Genomic DNA, 19749 nt, shown 5'->3' with positions numbered 1-19749 from the left:
AATGCATCCAGCCTTTTCCGTCGTCTTCTTCACAACTGCCACAGGAGCGGGCTACGGCCTGCTGGCGCTGCTTGGCGTGCTTGGCGGACTGGGTTTTATCCCGGCCCATTTCTGGCTCGGCCTTATCGGCATGGGGCTGTCGCTCGGCCTGATCGCCGCCGGCCTATTGTCCTCGACCGGCCATCTCGGCCGCCCCGAACGTGCATGGCGCGCCTTCTCGCAATGGCGCAGTTCCTGGCTGTCGCGCGAAGGCGTGGCCTCGGTCGCGACCTTCATTCCCGCCGGGCTGTTCGGCATCGGCTGGGTGTTTTTTGGCCGCACCGGAGGCTGGATGGCCATCGCCGGGTTTCTCGCAACTATCGGCGCAATCGTCACCGTCTGCACCACCGGCATGATCTATGCCTCGCTGAAGCCGATCGCGCAGTGGCATAGCCCGTATACGCTGCCGGGCTATCTCATCTTTTCGGCGATGACCGGCAGCGTGCTGTTGAACGCGCTGCTGCAGGCTTTCGCCATCAGCCCGACCGCCGTTGCGGTAGCCGCCCTGCTGCTGACCTTGCTCGGCTGGGGCTGGAAGCTGGCGACGTGGCGATACAATGACGCGCTGGAGATCGCGACCACCGCCAACACGGCGACAGGCCTCGCCGGAGGGACGGTGCGCTCGCTGGAATGGCCGCACACCGAGGAGAACTACCTGCTCAAGGAAATGGGCTTTCGCATCGCCCGCAAGCACGGTGCAAAGCTGCGGCTGATCACGCAGTTGCTGGCTTTCGCCTTGCCTGCCCTGCTGCTGCTTTCTGTCTTATTCGCTTTGCCCTGGCCATTCGCAGCGGTGCTGTCGGTGCTTGCGGCAACCGTCCAGTTCGCCGGCATGCTGGTCGAGCGCTGGCTGTTCTTCGCCGAGGCCAAGCACACCGTCACCCTCTATTACGGCCGGTAGAGCGTCCCGCCGTCAGGCGGCCCGTGCTCGTGGCGCCGCCGGCAAATCCTTAAGCAGGATTTCGATCGCGGCATCGATTACAGCTGTCCTGCGGTCGTGCGCGTAAAGGCCGTATTGGACCGTGAGCGGCTCGGGCAGGCCGGCTGACGTCTTCAGCACCCGCATCGAAGCAGTGCGCACGGATTCGGGCGGAAGCAGTCCAACGCCCAGTCCGTTCTCGATCGCGGCCTGAAGGCCGGTGACGCTCTGGCACGACAGGACGATCCGGTGCTCCCGGCCGGCGGCGACCAGCGCCTCGATCATCCGCCTGCGCCAAGGGCAGGTTGCGCCGAAGGCGGCGAGATCGAGTGGCCGGTCATGGTCCAGCACATAGTCCTGGGCGCAGACCCACTGCAGTTCGACGTTCCATGTCGTCACGGCATCGGCCGCGACGACGGATGTCGGGGCAATCATGACATCCAGCGCATCCTCGCTCCACAGCCGTCCCAGCGCGACGCTGTGCTCGACCATCGCGTCGAGGCTGATGTCGGGATAGGTGCGATGCAGCCGCCCAAGCGCGGCCGAAAGCGCGGCCGTGGTGACCTCTTCGGCAAGACCAATACGCACGCCGCCGCCAATGCTAGCCTGCTGCAGACGCGCCACCGCTTCGTCGCCGAGAGCGAGGATGCGGGTCGCGTATCCCAGAAAGAGCTCTCCCGCCGCAGTCGGTACGACACCGCGGCCGGTGCGCTGGAACAAGTGCCGTTGGAGCAGGCCCTCCAGCCGGCGCATCTGCATGCTCATCGCCGATTGGGTCTTGCCGGTCTGCGCGGCGACCCTGCTCAGGCTACCTTGCCGGCAGACCGCGACATAGGTGCGGAGAAGGTCGAGGCCGATCTGCTCAGATATCATTTTATTTGAACTCTGATGTCATAGGTATCAGTCTACAATGATATCTCGCCACGCGCTATCTCACACTCAAGAGAAACAGCGCAGGGAAGAAAACCATGAAAGCGATCCGTGTTCACCGCCATGGCGGGCCAGATATGCTCGCCTACGAAGATGTCGACATCGGCCAGCCCGGACCGGGCGACGTGCGCGTGCGCAACCGGGCGGTCGGCCTCAACTTCGTCGACATCTATTTTCGCACCGGCGAATACGCGCCGCCCGCTCTGCCATTCATTCCCGGCAATGAAGGCGCCGGCGAAATCGTCGCCGTCGGTGAAGGCGTCAGCGGCTTCGCGCCTGGCGACCGAGTCGCCTATGTCGAGACGCTCGGCGCCTATGCCGAAGAACGCATCGTGCCCGCGCATTTCGTCGTGCATCTGCCCGACGCCATCGATTTCGAGACAGGTGCGGCGATGATGCTGAAAGGGCTGACGGCGCAATATCTGCTGCGCCGCACGTTTCGCGTCGAGGCGGGCCATACCATCCTGGTGCATGCCGCGGCGGGCGGCGTCGGCCTCATCCTGACGCAATGGGCCAAACATCTCGGCGCGACCGTCATCGGCACGGTCGGTTCACCCGAAAAGGCCGAACTTGCGCGCGCCAATGGCTGCGACCATGTCATCGACTACAGCAAAGAGAATTTCGCCGCACGGGTGAAAGAGGTCACCAACGGCGAAGGCTGCCACGCCGTCTATGACGGCGTCGGCAACGCGACCTTCCCCGCCTCGCTCGACTGCCTGCAGCCGTTCGGCACCTTCGTCAGCTACGGCACAGCGTCGGGGTCGATCCCGCCCTTCGACATCATGCTTTTGATGCAGAAGGGTTCGCTGTTCGCCACCTGGCAGTTGCTGTTCCATCATCTCGCCAGGCGTGAGGACGTCGTCGCCATGAGCGAGGATCTGTTCAGCGTCGTCCTCAGCGGCGCAGTGAAAATCCCGGTGCACACAAGCATGCCGCTTGCCGAAGTGGCGGAGGCGCACCGCCGGCTCGAAGCACGGCAGACGACAGGCGCAACCGTGCTTATACCGTAGAAACTCAGCCCGGCCGCAGCATCGAACCGGAAATGGCGAAGATGCGCGCGGCGCCCATCATATAAGCTATCAACGTCTCGCGGCGGAACAGGCCGGCATAGGCGCGGTCGAGCACGTTGAGCGAGCCGGTATAAGCGCCGAAGGCCGGCATGATCATGCGGCCGCCATCGCCGGCAAAGCAGCGCCGCCGCACCGAGCGGCCCTGCTGGACGATGCGGGCGCAAGGGTGAAGATGGCCGGCAACTTCGCCCTCGGTTCTTATCTTCGACGGCTCGTGGCGGAACAGCAGCGAGCCGATGGCGAGTTCGCGCACCGTCTCGCCGGGCAAATCCGCCGGCGCTTCCGGGTCATGGTTGCCGGCGACCCAGAACCAGTCGCGGCCGGCCATCAATGCTTCCAGCCGATCGCGGAAGGTTTGATGCATGCGCTCGGCGCCGCCGCCGTCGTGGAAGGAGTCGCCCAGGCTGATGACGATGGCCGGCTGGTAGTCCGCGATTACCGCCTGCAGCCGGAGCAGAGTGGCGCCGGTATCGTAGGGCGGGATCAGTGCGCCGCGCCTGGCGAAGGACGAGCCCTTTTCCAGATGCAGGTCGGAGACCGCGAGCAGCCTCAGATCGGGGAAATAGAGCACGCCGCGCGAATCACAGACCGCGCGCTCGCCCGCGATGCCGACAAAGTCGGCCTCGGCGATCAGCGATGCCCGCGCCAGCGAAAAATTCATTCCTCAACCATCCCAGGACCCATGGCTTCCTCGACCAAAGTCGCGGCATCCATCAGCAGCGTTTCGTCGGCCTCGCCGTTCACCGGCATCTTGCCGATTTCGAGCATGATCGGCACGGCCAGCGGCGATATCTGTTCGAGTGCCTTATGCACGATTCGACCCTGGATACGCGAGAGCATGTCGGCAAGTCTGCTGACATCGAGCAGACCGGTCGCCGCGTCGGCGCGCGTCGCCTGCAGCAGGATGTGGTCGGGCTCATGGCTGCGCAGCACGTCATAGATCAGATCGGTCGAGACGGTGACCTGGCGGCCGCTTTTCTCCTGGCCGGGGTGACGTTTCTCGATCAGGCCTGAAATCAGCGCGCAGTTGCGGAAGGTGCGCTTGAGCAGCCAGCTGTCGGCCAGCCAAGCCTCGAGGTCGTCGCCCAGCATGTCCTGGTCGAACAGAGCGCCAAGCGAAGGTTTCCGCGATTTGAACATCGCGCCCATATCGCCCAGCGACCAGATGGCCAATGCGTAGTCGGTGGCGACGAAGCCAAGCGGCCTGGCGCCGGCCCTGTCCAGCCGGCGGGTGAGCAGCATGCCGAGCGTCTGGTGCGCCAGCCTGCCCTCGAAAGGATAAGCGACGAGATAGTGACGGTTGCCGCGCGGAAAGGTCTCGATCAAGAGGTCGTCGCGTTTGGGCAATACCGATTTGTCAGCCTGGAACCGCAGCCAGTCCGATACCTGCTCGGGCAGCTTCTTCCAGCGCTGCGGGTCGTCCAGCATGGCGCGCACCTGCTCGGCGAGGTAAGTCGAAAGCGGAAATTTGCCGCCGCCATAATAAGGAACCTTGGCGTCGCTTCCCGGCGCATTCGAGACGAAGCATTCGTTCTTGCGGATGCCTTCGAAGCGCAGCACTTTGCCGGCAAACATGAAGGTGTCCCCATGCGTCAGCGTTTCGAGGAAGGCCTCCTCGATCTTGCCCAGAGCCCGGCCGCCGTGCGAAGCCGAGCCTTTGCTGCCGGCCTTGACGTAACGCACATTGAGCGCCGGCACCTCGATGATGGTGCCGACGTTCAGCCGATATTGCTGCGCGACGCGAGGATTGGAGACCCGCCACATGCCGTCCTTGTTGAGGCGGATGCGGGCGTAGCGCTCGTAGTTCTTCAGTGCGTAGCCGCCGGTGGCGACGAAATCGATGACGCGGTCGAATGTCGGCCGGTCGAGGCTGGCATAGGGCGCTGCTGTCAGCACTTCCTCGTAGAGATCGTCGGCGCGAAACGGCGCTCCGCAGGCGCAGCCCAGCACATGCTGGGCCAGCACATCGAGCCCGCCATTGACCAGCGGCGGCGTATCCTGGGCGCCCAGATAGTTGGCGTCCAGCGCTGCCCGGCACTCCAGCACCTCGAAACGATTGGCCGGGATGAGGATCGCCTTCGACGGCTCGTCCATGCGGTGGTTGGCACGGCCGATGCGCTGCGCCAGCCGGCTGGCGCCCTTGGGCGCCCCGACATGCACGACCAGATCGACGTCGCCCCAATCGATGCCGAGATCGAGCGTCGAGGTGGCAACGATGGCACGTAAGGCATTGTCTCCCATCGCCTTCTCGACGCGGCGGCGCTGGGTGACATCGAGCGAGCCGTGATGCAGCGCGATCGGCAAGGTATCCTCGTTGACCCGCCACAATTCCTGAAACAGCAGCTCGGCCTGGCTGCGGGTGTTGACGAACAGCAGGGTGGTCTTGTGGCGCTTGATCTCGCGGTAGATTTCCGGCGTCGCATAGCGCGCCGAATGGCCGGCCCATGGCACGCGCTCTTCCGAATCGAGGATCGAGATTTCGGGCTTCGCGCCGCCGGTTACGACGATGAGCTCAGACATATCGGGACTTGCCAGGCCTTTGGGCGGATTCTGGCTCACCAGCCAGCGCCGCAACTCGTCGGGCTCGGCCACCGTTGCCGACAGACCGATCGTCTGCAGGCCGGGCACGATGCTGCGCAGCCGCGCCAGCCCGAGCGCCAGCAGATGGCCGCGTTTCGATGTCACCAGCGAATGCAACTCGTCGAGCACGACATAGCGCAGATCCTCGAAGAAGCGCCCGGCATCGCCGGCCGCAATCAGCAGCGCCAATTGCTCGGGCGTGGTGAGCAGGATATCGGGCGGCGCCAGCTTCTGGCGCTGCCGCTTGTGGGAAGGCGTGTCGCCGGTGCGCGTCTCGATGGTGACGGGCAGGCCGATCTCCTCCACCGGCTTGCCGAGGTTGCGCTCGATGTCGACGGCCAGCGCCTTCAGCGGCGAGATGTAGAGCGTATGGATGCCGCGCCGTGCCATACCGGCTTTGCGTCTGGGGCGGTTGGCCAGTTCGGTCAACGATGGCAAGAAGCCGGCCAGTGTCTTGCCGGCGCCGGTCGGTGCGATCAAGAGCACCGATTGCCCGGCTTGAGCCTTCGCCAGCAGCTCGATCTGGTGAGCGCGCGGCGACCAGCCTTTTTCGCCAAACCATCTGATGAATGGCTCGGGCAGAAGGACGGCGGCATTTTGTTTGGCAAGGCGCGGCTGCTCGGTCACGCGAAAGAGGTAGCGCGACGGCGCGCGATCGCCAAGGAAAATCGGAACAAAAAGTGATCGGGTGAGTTGCCCTCACCCCGTACGGGGAGAGGATGCCGGCAGGCACGTGAGGGACAGCGCGAGCTTTCAATCGCTGGCGCCGCCCCTCATCCGCCCTTCGGGCACCTTCTCCCCGTGAACGGGGCGAAGGAAGAGGCGCTAAGGCCGCCGAAACCCAGTCGGCCCGCCATAGAGATACCCAATCCGATCAACCGCATCCTTCAGCCCTTCGCGCGAGACCAGCATGGTGTGGCCGTTGGCGTGGATCATGGTCTCGGCGTCGGTCATAACGGCGACATGCCCCTTCCAGAACACGAGGTCACCGCGTTTTAGCCCGGCATAATCGGATCCCGGATCGAGCGGCTCGCCGAGGCCTGCCGCCTGCATGTCGGAATCTCGAAGCACATTGCGGCCGGCCATGCGCATGGCCAGTTGCACGAGGCCAGAACAGTCGATGCCGAAGCCGGAGGTGCCGCCCCAGAGATAGGGCGTGCCGATAAACATCTCGGCGACCGAGACATAGTCGGCGGCGATATCGCTGACGGGGCGCACATGGCCGGCGATCAGCGCCTCGCCGGAAGGCAACAGCGCATAGTGCGTGCCGCGCGTTTCGGCAGCGCCGGTTACCGTCACCGTCGAGCCCATTGACAATTGGCCGCTGATCGGGAAGCGCAGATCCGGGCCAGGATAGAGGAAGGTGCGCGGCGCCGTGACGATGTGGGTTGGCGCATGCTCGCGTGCGCCCAGCATGGTGGCGCCGACGTAGCCGACATAGCCGTCGCGTTCGGCCTGGACCCAGGCCCATCCCTCGGCTTCCTCGAAGACAAGCACATCGTCGCCGAACAGTACCTGCGTGTTGACGCCGGCATCCGGGCGCGGTGCCTTGCGCAGGTCAGCCACGGAGGCTGTGATCCGAGCCGGACGGCCGGTGACGAAGCGATCGGCCGAAACCTTCCCTTTCAGCCTTGCATCGGCGAGGTCGGAACGGAAGGCGTGGAGGCGGGCATCCCTGGCAGTCAAATCGGTACTCGTTCTAATTCAGCGATTGATCAGATGGGCAGTTCGTGGGCCCTGGCAACGATACCATCCCCGAAGCGCTCGACAAAGAGCGCGCCTTCGACCGTGCGCCGGATCAGCACATTGCGCTTGTCGAGCTCGTCGCGATGGCGTGACACCAGTTTCAGCGCACCCATAGTGTCGAGGGCGCGGGTGATGACCGGCTTGGTGACATTGAGGCGGGCTGCCAGGCCGCGCACCGTGTGCGGCGGCGGGTCGAGATAGATGGTGAACAGGATCGCCGTCTGGCGCATGGTGAGATCTGGCGCGCCGGCGCGCACCTGCGACAACATCACCTGCTGCCATAGTCGCATCGCCTGGCTCGGACGCATCGAAATCGACATCGCGCGAGCATGACGGAAAATTGTTTCGGTTCCGTTTCAGTTTAGAGGCAGTGTGCTTTGCTCACGACCCTAGGAATAGCGCCTCGAAATGACCCGCTCCAGTGCACGGATGCCTTGCGCCTCGCCGCCGGCGGGTCCGTAGGGGCGATCGGACGGGTTCCAGGCGAAGATGTCGAAATGCGCCCAGCCCGTTGTCCGTTCGACAAAGCGCTTGAGGAACAGCGCCGCGGTGACCGAGCCGGCGAAACCGTCCGTGGTGACGTTGTTGATGTCGGCGATCTTCGACGCCAGCCTGGCGTCATAGGGCCGCCACAACGGCATGCGCCACAACGGATCCTCGACGGCCACCGAGGCCGCAGCCAGTTCGGACGCCAGCGCTTCGTCGCCAGTGTAGAAAGGCGGCAGATCGGGACCGAGCGCGACACGCGCTGCCCCGGTCAGCGTCGCCATGTCGATCAGCAGTTCCGGCTCCTCGTCATCGGCCAGCGCCAGCGCATCGGCCAGCACCAGCCGCCCTTCGGCGTCGGTGTTGCCGATCTCGACGGTAATGCCCTTGCGGCTGGTCAGTACATCTCCAGGCCGGAAAGCGTTGCCGGCAATCGAATTCTCGACCGCCGGGATCAGGACGCGCAGCCGGATCTTCAGCCCGGCAGCCATGATCATCGAGGCCAGGCCCAGCACATTGGCGGCGCCGCCCATATCCTTCTTCATCAAGAGCATGCCCGACGACGGTTTGATGTCGAGGCCGCCAGTGTCGAAACAGACACCCTTGCCGACCAGCGTCACCTTCGGCGCGCCTTCCGGTCCCCAAACCATGTCGATCAGTCGCGGCGCTCCGACCGAGGCCCGGCCGACCGCATGGATCATCGGGAAATTCTGCTTCAGGAGATCATCCCCCTTGATCACCGACACCTCGGCCTTGTGAGTGGCCGCCAGGGTCCGCACGGCCTTCTCCAACTCGTCCGGTCCCATGTCGCTGGTCGGCGTGTTGACGAGGTCGCGCGCCAGGAAGACGCCGTCGGCGATGCGCCGGACGCGTCCTGCATCTACGCCGAGCGGCAGCGCAAAACGCAGCGTCTTGCCTGATTTCTTTCCGTAGCGAGTGAAGACGTAACCGCCGAGCACCAAGGCTATGGCCGCGAGTTCCGGCTCGGCTGGAGCGGCGGCAAAATGCCAGTCGCCTTCCGGCAAGGCTCTCGCCAGCATGCCGACCGCCAGCGCGCCCTCGCCATCACCGACGCCGAACAAGGCGCCGGCAAGGGAACCGTTGTCGCCGGGGACGGCGAGCGTCCTACCGGCTTCGCCGGAAAAGCCGTTGGCGGCCGCCCATGCGGTCATGGAAGGCGAAAGCCCCAAGGCCTCCAGTCCATCGCTCGCGACCAGATGGACCGGCAGGGCAGTGTTTAGTGTCTCGATGAGTTCGACGGGCATTCGATGGTCTCCGGGAGGCTTGCAGGTCGTCCTCAGTCAAGTGACAGGGACGTCGGATGATTTCAACATCTATGCACAGGGGCCGGCATGGGACTGCCAGGCCAAAGGCTTCCGGCGGGCCGTTCACCGATCCGACGGCTCACTTTTTAACTGTCCGTTAGGGTTAACAGAATATTTCTGCGGGGATGAAGATGGCCACGTGAATGGCCACGCGCAGGAATGGAGAGCCCCGTGCCGATGCCCACCAACCGCAGGATGAACGTCACGGGCAAACGGTTGGTCACCACGGCACTGCTGATGGCGCTGGCGGCCGGTGTTGCCGGGTGCGGAACCAGCAAGCTCACGACCGGCTCGATCGGGCGCACCAGCGGCAAACCGCTGGAAACCATGTCGGCCAGCGAGTTGCACGGGGCGACCGGGCGGCTGGGCGAATCCTACGCAAAGAACCCCAACGACAAGCGGCTGGCGACAAATTTTGCGGCGGCGCTCCAGATGGACGGCGATGCCGACCAGTCGCTTGCCGTGATGCGCAAGCTGGCGATCGCCTACCCCAAGGATCGCGACGTGCTTGCCGCCTACGGCAAGGCGCTGGCCGCCAACGGCCAGTTCGAGCCGGCGCTCGACGCCGTGCGCCGGGCGCAGACGCCGGAATATCCGGACTGGCGGCTGATGTCGGCCGAGGCCGCCATTCTCGACCAGCTTGGCCAGAAGGATGAAGCGCGCCAGAACTACCGCAAGGCGCTGGACCTAAAGCCGAACGAACCCTCGATCCTTTCCAATCTCGGTATGTCCTATGTGCTGGAAGGCGATCTGCGCACCGCCGAGACCTATATGCGCTCGGCAGCCCAGCAACCGAATGCCGACAGCCGGGTGCGCCAGAACCTTGCGCTGGTCGTGGGACTGCAGGGCCGCTTCGACGAGGCCGAGAAGATCGCGTCGCAGGAGCTTTCACCCGAACAGGCGCAAGCCAATGTAGCCTATCTTCGCCAGATGCTTGCCCAGCAGAACGCCTGGAGTCAGCTCAAGGATCAGGACAAGGCAAAGCCGGCGACCAACTGAGCGCCGCATGGGCGCCGGCTCCGCACAGCGCAAAATCCGTCCACATCTCAAAGCTGAAAACAAGAGCCGCACTGCATTGGCAGTGCGGCTCTTTTGTATGGCTGCAACGAGGCCTACTGGCTTGAGGAATTGTGCTGGTCGCCGAAGATGCCGCGCTGACTGACCTGAATGCCGGCTGGGCCCAGAATGATAGCGAACAAAACCGGCAGGAAGAACAGGATCATCGGCACGGTAAGCTTCGGCGGCAGGGCGGCGGCCTTCTTCTCGGCGGCATTCATGCGCATGTCACGGCTTTCCGAGGCCAGCACGCGCAATGCGTGCGCCACGGGTGTGCCGTAGCGTTCGGCCTGGACCAGCGCCTGGGACACTGACTTCACCGACTCCAGGCCGGTACGGGCCGAGAGGTTTTCATAAGCCTGCCTGCGTTCCTGCAGATAAGAGAGTTCGGCATTGGTCAGCACGAATTCCTCCGCCAGCGCCACCGATTGCGAACCGATCTCCTCGGAGACCTTGCGCAAGGCAGCCTCGACCGACATGCCCGACTCGACGCAGATCAGCATCAGGTCGAGCGCATCCGGCCACGCCGCCTGGATCGACTGCTTGCGCTTGGCGGCACGATTGTTGACGTAAAGGATCGGCGCGTAGAAACCGGCGTAGGCGACAAGGATGCAGACGAACAGTTTCACGAAGGCCGGCCGGTCCGGCAGCCCGCCGAGCACAAACAGATAGATCGCTGCCAGCGCGAAACCGACAAAAGGCAGGATCAGGCGGAAGAACAGGAAGCGCGTGAGCGGGTTCTGGCCACGAAAGCCCGCCACCTTGAGCTTCTGCAACGTGCCTTCATCGGCCAACGCACGCCGCAGGTCCAGCCTGTCGACGATGTTGCGCATGCCGATCGACTGCTCTTCGCGCAGCCCCTTGCGGCGACGATCGGCTTCATTGGCAAGCCGCGCGCGCTGCTTGGCGCGCAATTCGTCACGCTCCAGCGCCACCGATCTCATGCGCGTCTTGAGCTGATTGCCACCAAGGGCCGGCAGCACCGTGAAGACGGTCGCGAACACCGCAATGCCAACCAGCAACGCTATCAGGAAGGCAGGATCGGTCAGCGATTTTACGACTTGGTCGGTCATTCGTTTTCAGTCTTTTCGTTTCGAGCTTTCCAAGGTCGGCCTAAACTTCAAAGTTCATCATCTTGCGCATCACCAGAATGCCGATCGACATCCAGACGCCGGAACAGCCGAGGATCAGATTGCCGGTGCTGGTGGTGAACAGCGGCATGATGTAGTTCGGGCTCGACAGATAGACGAGAAGGGCGACGACAAAGGGCAGCGCGCCGATGATGACGGCCGACGCCTTGGCTTCCATGGAAAGCGCCTGGACCTTGGCCTTCATCTTCTTGCGATCGCGAAGCACGCGCGACAGGTTGCCAAGCGCCTCGGAGAGATTACCGCCGGCCTGTGACTGAATCTGGATAACGATGCCGAAGAAGCTTGCCTCGCTGCACGGCATGGTTTCAGCCATGCGCAAGGTGGCATCGGGGATGGACATGCCAATCTGCTGTGAATCGACGATCCGGCGGAACTCGGTCTTGACCGGCTCCGGCGATTCACTGGCGATCAGGCGAATGGCGTCGTTGAGCGGCAGGCCGGATTTGACGGCGCGCACGATGATGTCGAGGGCGTTGGGAAATTCGTTGAGGAACGCCTTGACCCGGCGCGCGCGGCGAAACGAGACGAACCAGCGCGGCAGGCCGAGCGCCCCCGCCAGCAGCGCGCCCGGCAGGACCAGAAGCGGCGCGCCGGCGAGATAGGCAAGCACCGTCAGCGCGATGCCGCAAATGACGGAGTAGATATAGAAACGCTCGATCGAGACCTGCATGCCGGCCTGACGAATCTGGGCCTTTAACGGCGGCTTCTTGACGGCGAGTTCGTTGGTTTTCTGCTTTTCGTCGAGCTGTTTCAGCGTGTCCTGGACAGATTTACGCCGCTTGACCGCCTCCGCGACACGGTCGCGCGAAGCCTTGACGACCGAACGATCGGTCTCGGCGGCCTTGATCGTCTCGAGCCGCTTGCCGGCCTGCTTCTCGTTGCTCATCTTGGTGAACAGGAAGGCATAGGCGACCGCACCGGCGCTGAAGCCGGCGAGCACGATGAACGCCAGTACGGTGGTGTCAATTCCGAACATCGACCTCGGTCCCCAGCGCATATCGCCGTTTCAAAGAAACGGCGATATGCGCTATCGCTTTGTTTTGACGCAATTCCCAAGGGAAAGCACTACGCGCTTTTCCCGGGAAAACCGCTTCACACTTTTTCTGGAATTGCTTCCAACCTCGATATGCGTCAGTCAGCGCGTTTCTCCATCGATTCCAGCGCATTGGCGAGGCGCTGTTCCTCGCCATAGTAGCGGGCGCGATCCCAGAAGTGCGGACGGCCGATGCCGGTCGACACGTGCTCGCCAAGCAGCCTTCCATTCGAGTCCTCGCCCTTGATGTTGTAGAGCACGATATCCTGCGTGATGATGACGTCGCCTTCCATGCCGATCACCTCGGTGATGTGGGTGATGCGGCGCGAGCCGTCGCGAAGGCGTGCTGCCTGGATGATGACATCGATGGAGCCGACGACGATTTCACGCACGGTCTTCTGCGGCAGCGAATAGCCGCCCATGGCGATCATCGATTCGATACGGTTCAGGCATTCGCGCGGGCTGTTGGAGTGGATCGTTCCCATCGACCCGTCATGGCCGGTGTTCATCGCCTGCAGCAGGTCGAAAACCTCCGGTCCGCGCACTTCGCCGACGATGATGCGTTCGGGCCGCATGCGCAGGCAGTTCTTGACCAGGTCGCGCATGGTCACCTCGCCTTCGCCCTCGAGATTGGGCGGGCGGGTTTCGAGACGCACCACGTGCGGCTGCTGCAGTTGCAGTTCGGCCGAGTCTTCGCAGGTGATGACGCGTTCCTCGCGGTCGATATAGTTGGTCAGGCAGTTGAGCAGCGTCGTCTTGCCGGAGCCGGTACCGCCGGAGATGACGATGTTGCAGCGGACGCGGCCGATGATCTTGAGGATCTCGGCGCCCTGCGGCGAGATGGCGCCGAACTTGACCAGCTGATCGAGCGTCAGCTTGTCCTTCTTGAACTTGCGGATGGTGAGCGCGGTGCCGTCGATGGAGAGCGGCGGGGCGATGACGTTGACGCGGGAGCCGTCGGGTAGGCGGGCGTCGCAGATCGGACTCAATTCGTCGACGCGGCGGCCAACCTGGCTGACGATGCGCTGGCAGATGTTGAGCAGCTGCTGATTGTCGCGGAAGCGGATGCCGGTCTGTTCGACCTTGCCATTGACTTCGATGTAGACGTTCTTGGAGCCGTTGACCATGATGTCGGCGATATCGTCGCGGGCGAGCAGCGGCTCCAGCGGGCCGTAGCCCAGCACATCGTTGCAGATGTCCTCGAGCAACTCTTCCTGCTCGGCGATCGACATTGCGAAATTTTTGATGGCGATGATGTCGTTGACGATGTCGCGGATTTCCTCGCGCGCGCTCTCGGGATCGAGCTTGGCGAGTTGCGACAGGTCAATGGTGTCGATGAGCGCGGAGAAGACCTGGCTCTTGGTGTCGTAGTAGGTTTCACTTTTTTCGCGCTGGATCTTTTTTGGCGGCTCCGGCGCCATCGATGGCGCCTCAACGGCACGGCGAGTTGGCGGGGTTCCCGGCGCTCCAGGCGGCGCTGCCGCGGGCCGGGCAAGTACCGCCATGTCCGCAGGCGTTGCAGTGGCCGGCGCCGCTGGCGCCGGTGCTGGCTGACGGAACTCCGGGGTGAACCGGCCGCCGTCGTCGGAGCCTCTTTTACCAAACATGATCGACTACCAATTCCGTCCAGAACATGATGCCGAAGCGGTTTTCGGACGACATCATGCTCTACTTCTTGATTTGGAGGGGAGCGTCATTTCTTGTTACGCGAGAGCTTGCCGAGCAGGCCGCCAAGGCCTGCCTTCTTCCTGGCCTTGATTTCGCTGCGACCGGTCAGGACATGCGCGATTTCGTTGATCATGCCGACGACCGGGCTCCTGGCATCCATCTCGCCCAGCATGCGGCCGTTGTTGGCGGCATTTCCAAACAACAACGGGTCGAAGGCGATGACCGACATCGGCGTGAGGCTGAGCGGTTCGGCGAAGTCGGAAGCGGAAATCTCGGGCCGTTTCGGCACGCCGGCCTGGTTGATGATCAGCTTCGGCGGCGGATCGTTCGGGCGAAGCCTCGTCAGCATATCGACCAGGTTCTTGGTGTTGCGCAGATTGGCCAGTTCCGGCGTCGCCGTGATGACGATCTCGTCGGCCTTGATCAGTGTGTTCTTGGTCCAGCCCGTCCAGATATGGGGGACGTCGAGCACCAGCAGCGGCACGCTGCGCTGGGCGGTATCGATGAGTTGCGTGAAGGCATCGGGATCGAAATCATAGACACGTTCCAGTGTAGAGGGCGCGGCGAGCAGCGACAGATGTTCGGCGCACTGGGCAAGCAGACGGTCGAGATAGACCTCGTCGACGCGTTCGGGCGAAAATACGGCTTCGGCGATGCCTTGCGCAGGGTCCTGGTCGAAATTTATGTTGGCAGTCCCGAAAGCCAGGTCGAGATCGGCGACGACCACTTCCGACTTGAACAGCGATGACATCGCCCACGCTACATTGTGGGCGATGGTCGAGGAGCCGACGCCGCCCTTGGCGCCGATGAAGGCGATCGAGCGGCCGATCGGCTCGGCTTCCGGATCGACGAAGATCGATGACACCACGGAGACGATATCGGCCATCGACACCGGTGCGATGACATATTCGGAAATACCGAAGCGAATGAGTTCGCGGTAGAGACCGACATCGTTGTAGTGGCCGATCACCACGACTTTGGAGGAGGGATCGCAATATTCTGAAAGCTGGGCAAGCTGCTCCAGCAATTGCTTCGGTTCGCTGCGCGATTCCAGCAGGATGAGGTTCGGCGTCGGCGCCGATTGATAGAATTCGATCGCCGTGGCGATGCCGCCCATATGCACTTTCAGATGCGCCTTAGCCATGCGGCGATCCTCGCCTGCCCGCTCCACCGGATGCGCGACACCTTCCGTCTCGCAAAATGCCTGAATAGAAATACGCGGCACCGGCCGCAGCGCCTGCATCGCTGCAACGTCCGATTGCGAGCTGTCGCCGCCGTCTCCGGGCGTGTCGTAGGCAAGATTGCTCATCGTCATGCTCTTTTCCGTGACTTCTCTTTCCGGTCTCTACGCGGGACCGGCGCTCCTAATACGTCACTTCCGAACTGCCGAGGAACTCGTCCGAAATACCTCTGCCGCGATAGACGTCGATCACCGCGCCGCGGTTCTCGGCGTCGATATCGGACGACTTTCTTGGCCCGAGCAGATCGGCCGGATTGGCGAGTTGCGCGGCGAGGTTGTTTTGAGAGGAGCAGCCGTAATCGGCGTAGTGCTTGTTTTCGGAGGTTGCGAGGATGTCTTCGGGCCAGCGCCCGCATTTGTCGGTCTGGGCTCTCACCGAAATATAGGAAACGCGGATAGGCGCCGAGGCTTCCGGGGAAACCGACTGGTAGGAGGTCACCACGATCCGGTTTCGCTTGATGCCGCCGGCAACCGCCAGCCTGGCGAAATCGCGCGCCGCGGCAGTCGCCGCCACCTGATTGGCCGAGCCGATCGGGATTGCGATCGTCAGCGCCGGGGCAGCGCTCCTGTCGTAGCCGTCAAGGAAGCCCAGAAGCGTGTCGCGCTGCGAGCCGGTCATGCCGCGATCGCCGGCGCCGACCGGGAGGTCCAGCTTCTGGTTCTTCTCGGCAATCACGATCGGATGCGTGGTGCGATAATCATCGGGAATCGCCCCAACCGTGATGCTGTCGCGCTTGGCGCAACCGGCGAGCGAGGCGGCGATCGCGATCGCCAGGATCGGCATTGCCGATCGGCTGATCCGGGCACGGCCGGACCGCACTGTCGCGGCGACCGCCACTGCCTTCGATGCTGACTGAGACATGTCCGCTCCCCGCTTACTTGTAGATGAAGCCGACAACGCCGTGGTAGCGGCCGTTGGGCTTGTCTGTCTGCATGGTGCCGTAGACGCGGTTGACGCGGCCAAGGAACATGGCCGGGCCATCGCCGGCGGCGTTGAAATTGTCATCCGGCTTGGCCAGGTCGTTGCGCGCCACCGGCCGCGCCAGATAAGGCGTGATGATGATGACCAACTCGCTTTCGTTGCGGACGAAATCGCGGCTGCGGAACAGCGTGCCGAGCACCGGGATCTTGGTCAGTCCGGGCAAGCCGTTTACCGCCTGCCTGACGTCGTCGCGGACGAGGCCGGCTATCATCATCGATCCACCCGAAGGCAGTTCCACGGTCGTGTCGGCCAAACGTTTGCGCAGCGATATGACGTTGGTGTCTCCGAAAGAGACCGCGCCTTCGGTGGTCGGTTCGGAAACCGACGTCCTGACCTTCAGGCTGATGCGACCGGGCGACAGCACCACAGGCTGAAATTCCAGGCCGATGCCGTATTCGATTTTCTGAGCCGTCCAAACCCTGTCGGCATTCTGATTGGCATCCGACTTGGCATTTGTAACGGCGCTGACCATATTGTACTCGCCGCCGACCTTGAAGGTCGCCTTCTCACCGGAGACGGCCGTCAAAGTAGGCTCGGCCAGCGTTTTCATGACGCCGGACTGCTCCATCGCAGTGATGTAGCCCTGCAGAGCAGAGGTGGCGAAATTGACCCCCGAACTCGACAACGGCTTGCCTAGGCCGGGGAAGGTGTCACTGGTCGCATTGAAGCTGATGCCGTTGGAGCTGCCTTTGCCAACCATGTTGACGCCGAGCTGCTTCATCACCGAGCGGCTGACTTCGGCCACGGTCACCTTCAGCGTCACCTGGTCGTCGCCGATGATCTGCAGCAGGTTGACGATCTTCGAGACCCGGCGTTCGGCATCCGGATTGTTGATGTCGACGCCGCCATTGGCATTGCCGCCTGCCGCGGTCTGCGAATACTGACCGGTCGTCGCTTCACCGCCGGACACGAAGATGGTTGCCAGATCGACGGCGCGCTTGGCATCGAGCGGCGTGTCCACCGTCCCGGTCAGGACGACGTTGTCGTTCAGCAACTCGACCTTGATCTCGGCATTCGGAAGGAAGCGCTTGAGATAATCTTCCAATCCGGCGACGTCGCGTTCGACGGCCAGATCCAGGCTGGCGATCTGCTCGCCATTGGGACCGAAGACGAAGATGTTGGTTTCGCCCACCGACTTGCCGAACAGATAGATCCGCCTTGCGGTGCGGGTCACCGCATCGGCGACCGCGGGGTTGGCGACCAGGATGTCGTAGGCGTCGCTCGGCAGATCGATGACCACCGATTTGTTGAGGCCAAGCTTGACACGTTGCGTGGCCGACGAGGCCGTGACCCCGACGCTCTTTCCGGCGGCCTTGGCGTCGACAAGGCCACTTGCATGGGCTCCGAGAAAAAGCAGGCCGATGGCCGCAGCCGTGGTGACCGGCAGTCTAGCGACTAACCTCATTTCCTTGCCCCTACTTCGGAAACTTCGCCCGATTTGATCAACCGCACCGTTCCGCGCCGCCCATTGCCGGAAACGAGGTAGTCGGCTTCATCGGTACCCTTTTCCTTGTTGTCGGTGATCGAGCGCAGCGCCAGCGTCAGGCGATCGGCCATCTGCTGGGCGACGGTGATGATCTCGGCCTGCTGCGGCGTCAGCTCCAGCGTCGCCGTCTGTCCGACCCTGGTCTTCTTGCCTTCCTCGTCCTCCTGGATGGTCTGATCGATCGCCAGGACGCGGATGTTCTTGAGGATGGTCTCGGTGGTGAATCCGCTACCGGCGTTGCCGGTGTCGGATCTGCGGGTCATGATGACGTCGACAAAATCGTTAGGCAGGATAAAGCCGCCTGCCGACGTGTCGGCCGAGATCGCGGTGGCGACGGCACGCATGCCGGTGGGCAGGATCGAAGACATGAAGCTCTGCCCCTCGCCGATCAGCTTGGAGCGCCGCAGCGGCTCACCGGTGTACATCGCCATGCGGGCGACGGAGCCCTTCAGCTTCTCCCGCGCTTCGGGTTCGGCGGCACGGGTGATGAAATTCGCATTGATGCCATCGGACGGCCAGGACTCCCAGCTGAGATTGTTCTCAAGCGGGCTTCCCATCGGCACGTCGCCGGAAAGCACGAGCACATCCTGCAAGGCGATGGCCGGTGCCTGCGGGGCATCGACGACGACCTGCTGGGGCGGGACCGCCACCATATTCTTGGCAACATAACCTGCACCACCCGCCGCAGCCACCGCCACGCCCAGAATGATCAGTCGGGATGCTGGCATCTGTCCGAACCCTCGCCTTTAGGCAACCACCTAGCCAGGCCGGACTTTGCAGCGGCAATCGTCAAAACAAGGTTAATACAATGCTTACGATCGTGATTAATTCAAGGTTTACATAATTACACGACCATGCTCCGACAAATGAAAAAGGCGGCCAAGCCGCCTCTTTTCAGGATCGATGCCGGAAGGGCAGAGGAGGTTCGCTACATCAGGTCGCCAACCTTGCCAATGCCCATTCCATCAAGGGCGAATCCGGATAGGTCAGCAGCCCGCCAATGCCGAGTGCGATGCCATAGGGAACGCCATTCATCTCGTCGGCGAAATGGCGCAGGACCGGATTGTGACTGGTGTAGGTCGCCAGCGGCGATTTCCGATAGAGGAGAATGGCGAGCGTCAGCAGGCCACCGATGAACGTCGAAGCCACGAGGTAATTGACAAGGTGAATGTTGAGTCCCATCCAGATGGACGTGGCTGCCAAAAGCTTGGCATCGCCGCCGCCCATGCCGCCGAGCGCAAACAGACCGAAAGTCACGGCCAGCACCAGGCCGCCGGCGGCGAAATGCCAGCCATAAGTTGCCCAGTCCATACCCGTCAGTGGCGCAACCACGGCAAAGACGGCCACAAGCAGCACCGGCACCCGATTGGAGATTGTCATCGACAGCGCGTCGGAGATCGCCGCAAAAAGCATGCAAAACGGAAAGACAACGAAGATCAGTGCGTTGAGCATCGGTCTCTCATGGAAAGGCAACGATGGCTGCAGGTTAGGCGGCTTGGGTTAAGGATTGGTGAGTTCTGCTCATCCGGGTCAAATCCCGGGAAATGTCAGCGCGCTAAGCGGCGCAGCAAGACCAAAGCCAAACGATCTTCAAAAGACAAAAGGGCCGCCAGCGAGGCGGCCCTTCCAGTCTACCGGTCGAAACAGGATGCTAGATCATTACTTACAAGCAGCGTTCGTCGGATCGTTCACGCAATCCGCGATGGTCGTGAACTTGGCGTTCAGGGCATTGCCGAGCTGACCAGCGCCAACCATGATGGCAAGCGCGATGAGAGCGGCGATCAGACCGTATTCGATAGCGGTCGCGCCGGATTCGTCCTTCGCGAAACGTGCGATGAGATTAGACATTCGAGAGCTCCTACTCCACGTGTTACAGCACTTCCGTCAACTTCTGTGGTGGTTGATCGGATGCTGCCAATCTACGGAGAAGCTCTTTCAATCGGCTTAATAAACAGCCTTACCGATTCCTTTCCCGCTTCGAACAGCTTGCGTGGTTAACCGTAAACTAAACGCTGGACAGTAGCTCGCCTGCCCGTGA

The 19749-nt window shown here is 62.8% G+C and carries 19 protein-coding genes; 4 read left to right on the top strand and 15 right to left on the bottom strand.

Annotated features, from left to right (window positions below):
* Position 1 precedes the first annotated feature (1 nt).
* The gene (locus ACYG9V_RS08435; RefSeq protein WP_023688708.1) at positions 2 to 940 is read left to right on the top strand and encodes a dimethyl sulfoxide reductase anchor subunit family protein; all 939 of its coding nucleotides are present in this window, start codon (positions 2 to 4) and stop codon (positions 938 to 940) included.
* A gap of 12 nt (positions 941 to 952) precedes the next feature.
* On the opposite strand, the gene ACYG9V_RS08430 is transcribed toward ACYG9V_RS08435, so the two are convergent.
* A complete protein-coding gene (locus ACYG9V_RS08430) occupies positions 953 to 1831 on the bottom strand; it encodes a LysR substrate-binding domain-containing protein (protein WP_023688709.1) in 879 nt (292 codons plus the stop codon).
* Between the two features lie 95 nt (positions 1832 to 1926).
* Here ACYG9V_RS08430 and ACYG9V_RS08425 point away from each other — a divergent pair, with 95 nt between their 5' ends.
* The gene (locus ACYG9V_RS08425; RefSeq protein WP_352763821.1) at positions 1927 to 2898 is read left to right on the top strand and encodes a quinone oxidoreductase family protein; all 972 of its coding nucleotides are present in this window, start codon (positions 1927 to 1929) and stop codon (positions 2896 to 2898) included.
* A 4-nt stretch (positions 2899 to 2902) separates the two neighbouring features.
* Here ACYG9V_RS08425 and pdeM read toward each other — a convergent pair whose 3' ends face one another.
* Together pdeM and ACYG9V_RS08415 are read right to left on the bottom strand one after the other, a co-directional pair.
* Positions 2903 to 3619 (bottom strand): ligase-associated DNA damage response endonuclease PdeM, encoded by a 717-nt coding sequence (pdeM, locus tag ACYG9V_RS08420; protein WP_023669598.1) that lies wholly within the window; start codon positions 3617 to 3619, stop codon positions 2903 to 2905.
* Entirely contained in the window at positions 3616 to 6120 is a 2505-nt protein-coding gene (locus tag ACYG9V_RS08415; RefSeq protein WP_352763889.1) for a ligase-associated DNA damage response DEXH box helicase, read from the bottom strand. Before ACYG9V_RS08415 ends, pdeM begins: the two co-directional genes overlap by 4 nt.
* On the opposite strand from ACYG9V_RS08415, the gene ACYG9V_RS08410 reads away from it, so the two are divergent.
* Positions 6028 to 6222, top strand: a complete 195-nt coding sequence (locus tag ACYG9V_RS08410) for a hypothetical protein (protein WP_352763895.1) — start codon at positions 6028 to 6030, stop codon at positions 6220 to 6222. The two genes, ACYG9V_RS08415 and ACYG9V_RS08410, sit on opposite strands and share 93 nt — an antisense overlap.
* Positions 6223 to 6363: 141 nt before the next feature.
* On the opposite strand, the gene ACYG9V_RS08405 is transcribed toward ACYG9V_RS08410, so the two are convergent.
* The 3 genes from ACYG9V_RS08405 to ACYG9V_RS08395 all read right to left on the bottom strand — a co-directional run bounded on the left by ACYG9V_RS08405 (position 6364) and on the right by ACYG9V_RS08395 (position 9035).
* On the bottom strand, positions 6364 to 7224 hold the full coding sequence (locus ACYG9V_RS08405; protein WP_023831958.1) for a C40 family peptidase: 861 nt from the start codon (positions 7222 to 7224) through the stop codon (positions 6364 to 6366).
* A 29-nt stretch (positions 7225 to 7253) separates the two neighbouring features.
* Complete coding sequence (locus tag ACYG9V_RS08400; protein ID WP_023669596.1) at positions 7254 to 7604, bottom strand: MarR family winged helix-turn-helix transcriptional regulator; 351 nt, start codon at positions 7602 to 7604, stop codon at positions 7254 to 7256.
* 69 nt (positions 7605 to 7673) lie between these two features.
* Positions 7674 to 9035, bottom strand: a complete 1362-nt coding sequence (locus tag ACYG9V_RS08395) for a leucyl aminopeptidase family protein (RefSeq protein ID WP_352763825.1) — start codon at positions 9033 to 9035, stop codon at positions 7674 to 7676.
* Positions 9036 to 9272: 237 nt separating this feature from the next.
* Between ACYG9V_RS08395 and ACYG9V_RS08390 the strand changes: the two genes are divergently transcribed.
* Positions 9273 to 10094 (top strand): tetratricopeptide repeat protein, encoded by an 822-nt coding sequence (locus ACYG9V_RS08390; RefSeq protein WP_023669594.1) that lies wholly within the window; start codon positions 9273 to 9275, stop codon positions 10092 to 10094.
* A gap of 113 nt (positions 10095 to 10207) precedes the next feature.
* On the opposite strand, the gene ACYG9V_RS08385 is transcribed toward ACYG9V_RS08390, so the two are convergent.
* The 9 genes from ACYG9V_RS08385 to ACYG9V_RS08345 form a co-directional block, all read right to left on the bottom strand.
* Positions 10208 to 11224, bottom strand: coding sequence for a type II secretion system F family protein (locus ACYG9V_RS08385; RefSeq protein WP_023688716.1), 1017 nt, complete (start codon positions 11222 to 11224; stop codon positions 10208 to 10210).
* Between the two features lie 40 nt (positions 11225 to 11264).
* Positions 11265 to 12278, bottom strand: a complete 1014-nt coding sequence (locus ACYG9V_RS08380) for a type II secretion system F family protein (protein WP_023669592.1) — start codon at positions 12276 to 12278, stop codon at positions 11265 to 11267.
* A gap of 155 nt (positions 12279 to 12433) precedes the next feature.
* Positions 12434 to 13942 (bottom strand): CpaF family protein, encoded by a 1509-nt coding sequence (locus tag ACYG9V_RS08375; RefSeq protein WP_460221668.1) that lies wholly within the window; start codon positions 13940 to 13942, stop codon positions 12434 to 12436.
* Positions 13943 to 14028: 86 nt separating this feature from the next.
* Positions 14029 to 15312: an AAA family ATPase gene (locus ACYG9V_RS08370; RefSeq protein ID WP_023692561.1), complete on the bottom strand. Its 1284-nt coding sequence runs from the start codon at positions 15310 to 15312 to the stop codon at positions 14029 to 14031.
* Between the two features lie 55 nt (positions 15313 to 15367).
* Entirely contained in the window at positions 15368 to 16105 is a 738-nt protein-coding gene (locus ACYG9V_RS08365; RefSeq protein WP_023806289.1) for a CpaD family pilus assembly protein, read from the bottom strand.
* Positions 16106 to 16118: 13 nt separating this feature from the next.
* A complete protein-coding gene (locus ACYG9V_RS08360) occupies positions 16119 to 17630 on the bottom strand; it encodes a type II and III secretion system protein family protein (protein WP_023732428.1) in 1512 nt (503 codons plus the stop codon).
* Positions 17627 to 18439: a Flp pilus assembly protein CpaB gene (gene cpaB / locus ACYG9V_RS08355; RefSeq protein ID WP_023688721.1), complete on the bottom strand. Its 813-nt coding sequence runs from the start codon at positions 18437 to 18439 to the stop codon at positions 17627 to 17629. Before cpaB ends, ACYG9V_RS08360 begins: the two co-directional genes overlap by 4 nt.
* 205 nt (positions 18440 to 18644) lie before the next feature.
* The gene (locus ACYG9V_RS08350) at positions 18645 to 19163 is read right to left on the bottom strand and encodes an A24 family peptidase (protein ID WP_023688722.1); all 519 of its coding nucleotides are present in this window, start codon (positions 19161 to 19163) and stop codon (positions 18645 to 18647) included.
* A gap of 207 nt (positions 19164 to 19370) precedes the next feature.
* Entirely contained in the window at positions 19371 to 19559 is a 189-nt protein-coding gene (locus ACYG9V_RS08345; RefSeq protein WP_023692564.1) for a Flp family type IVb pilin, read from the bottom strand.
* Between the last annotated feature and the right edge of the window lie 190 nt (positions 19560 to 19749).

It is taken from the genome of Mesorhizobium sp. W016 (assembly GCF_054719485.1).
The sequence above is the reverse complement of the archived record's forward strand: the minus strand, read 5'-3'. Positions and strand labels throughout refer to the sequence as shown.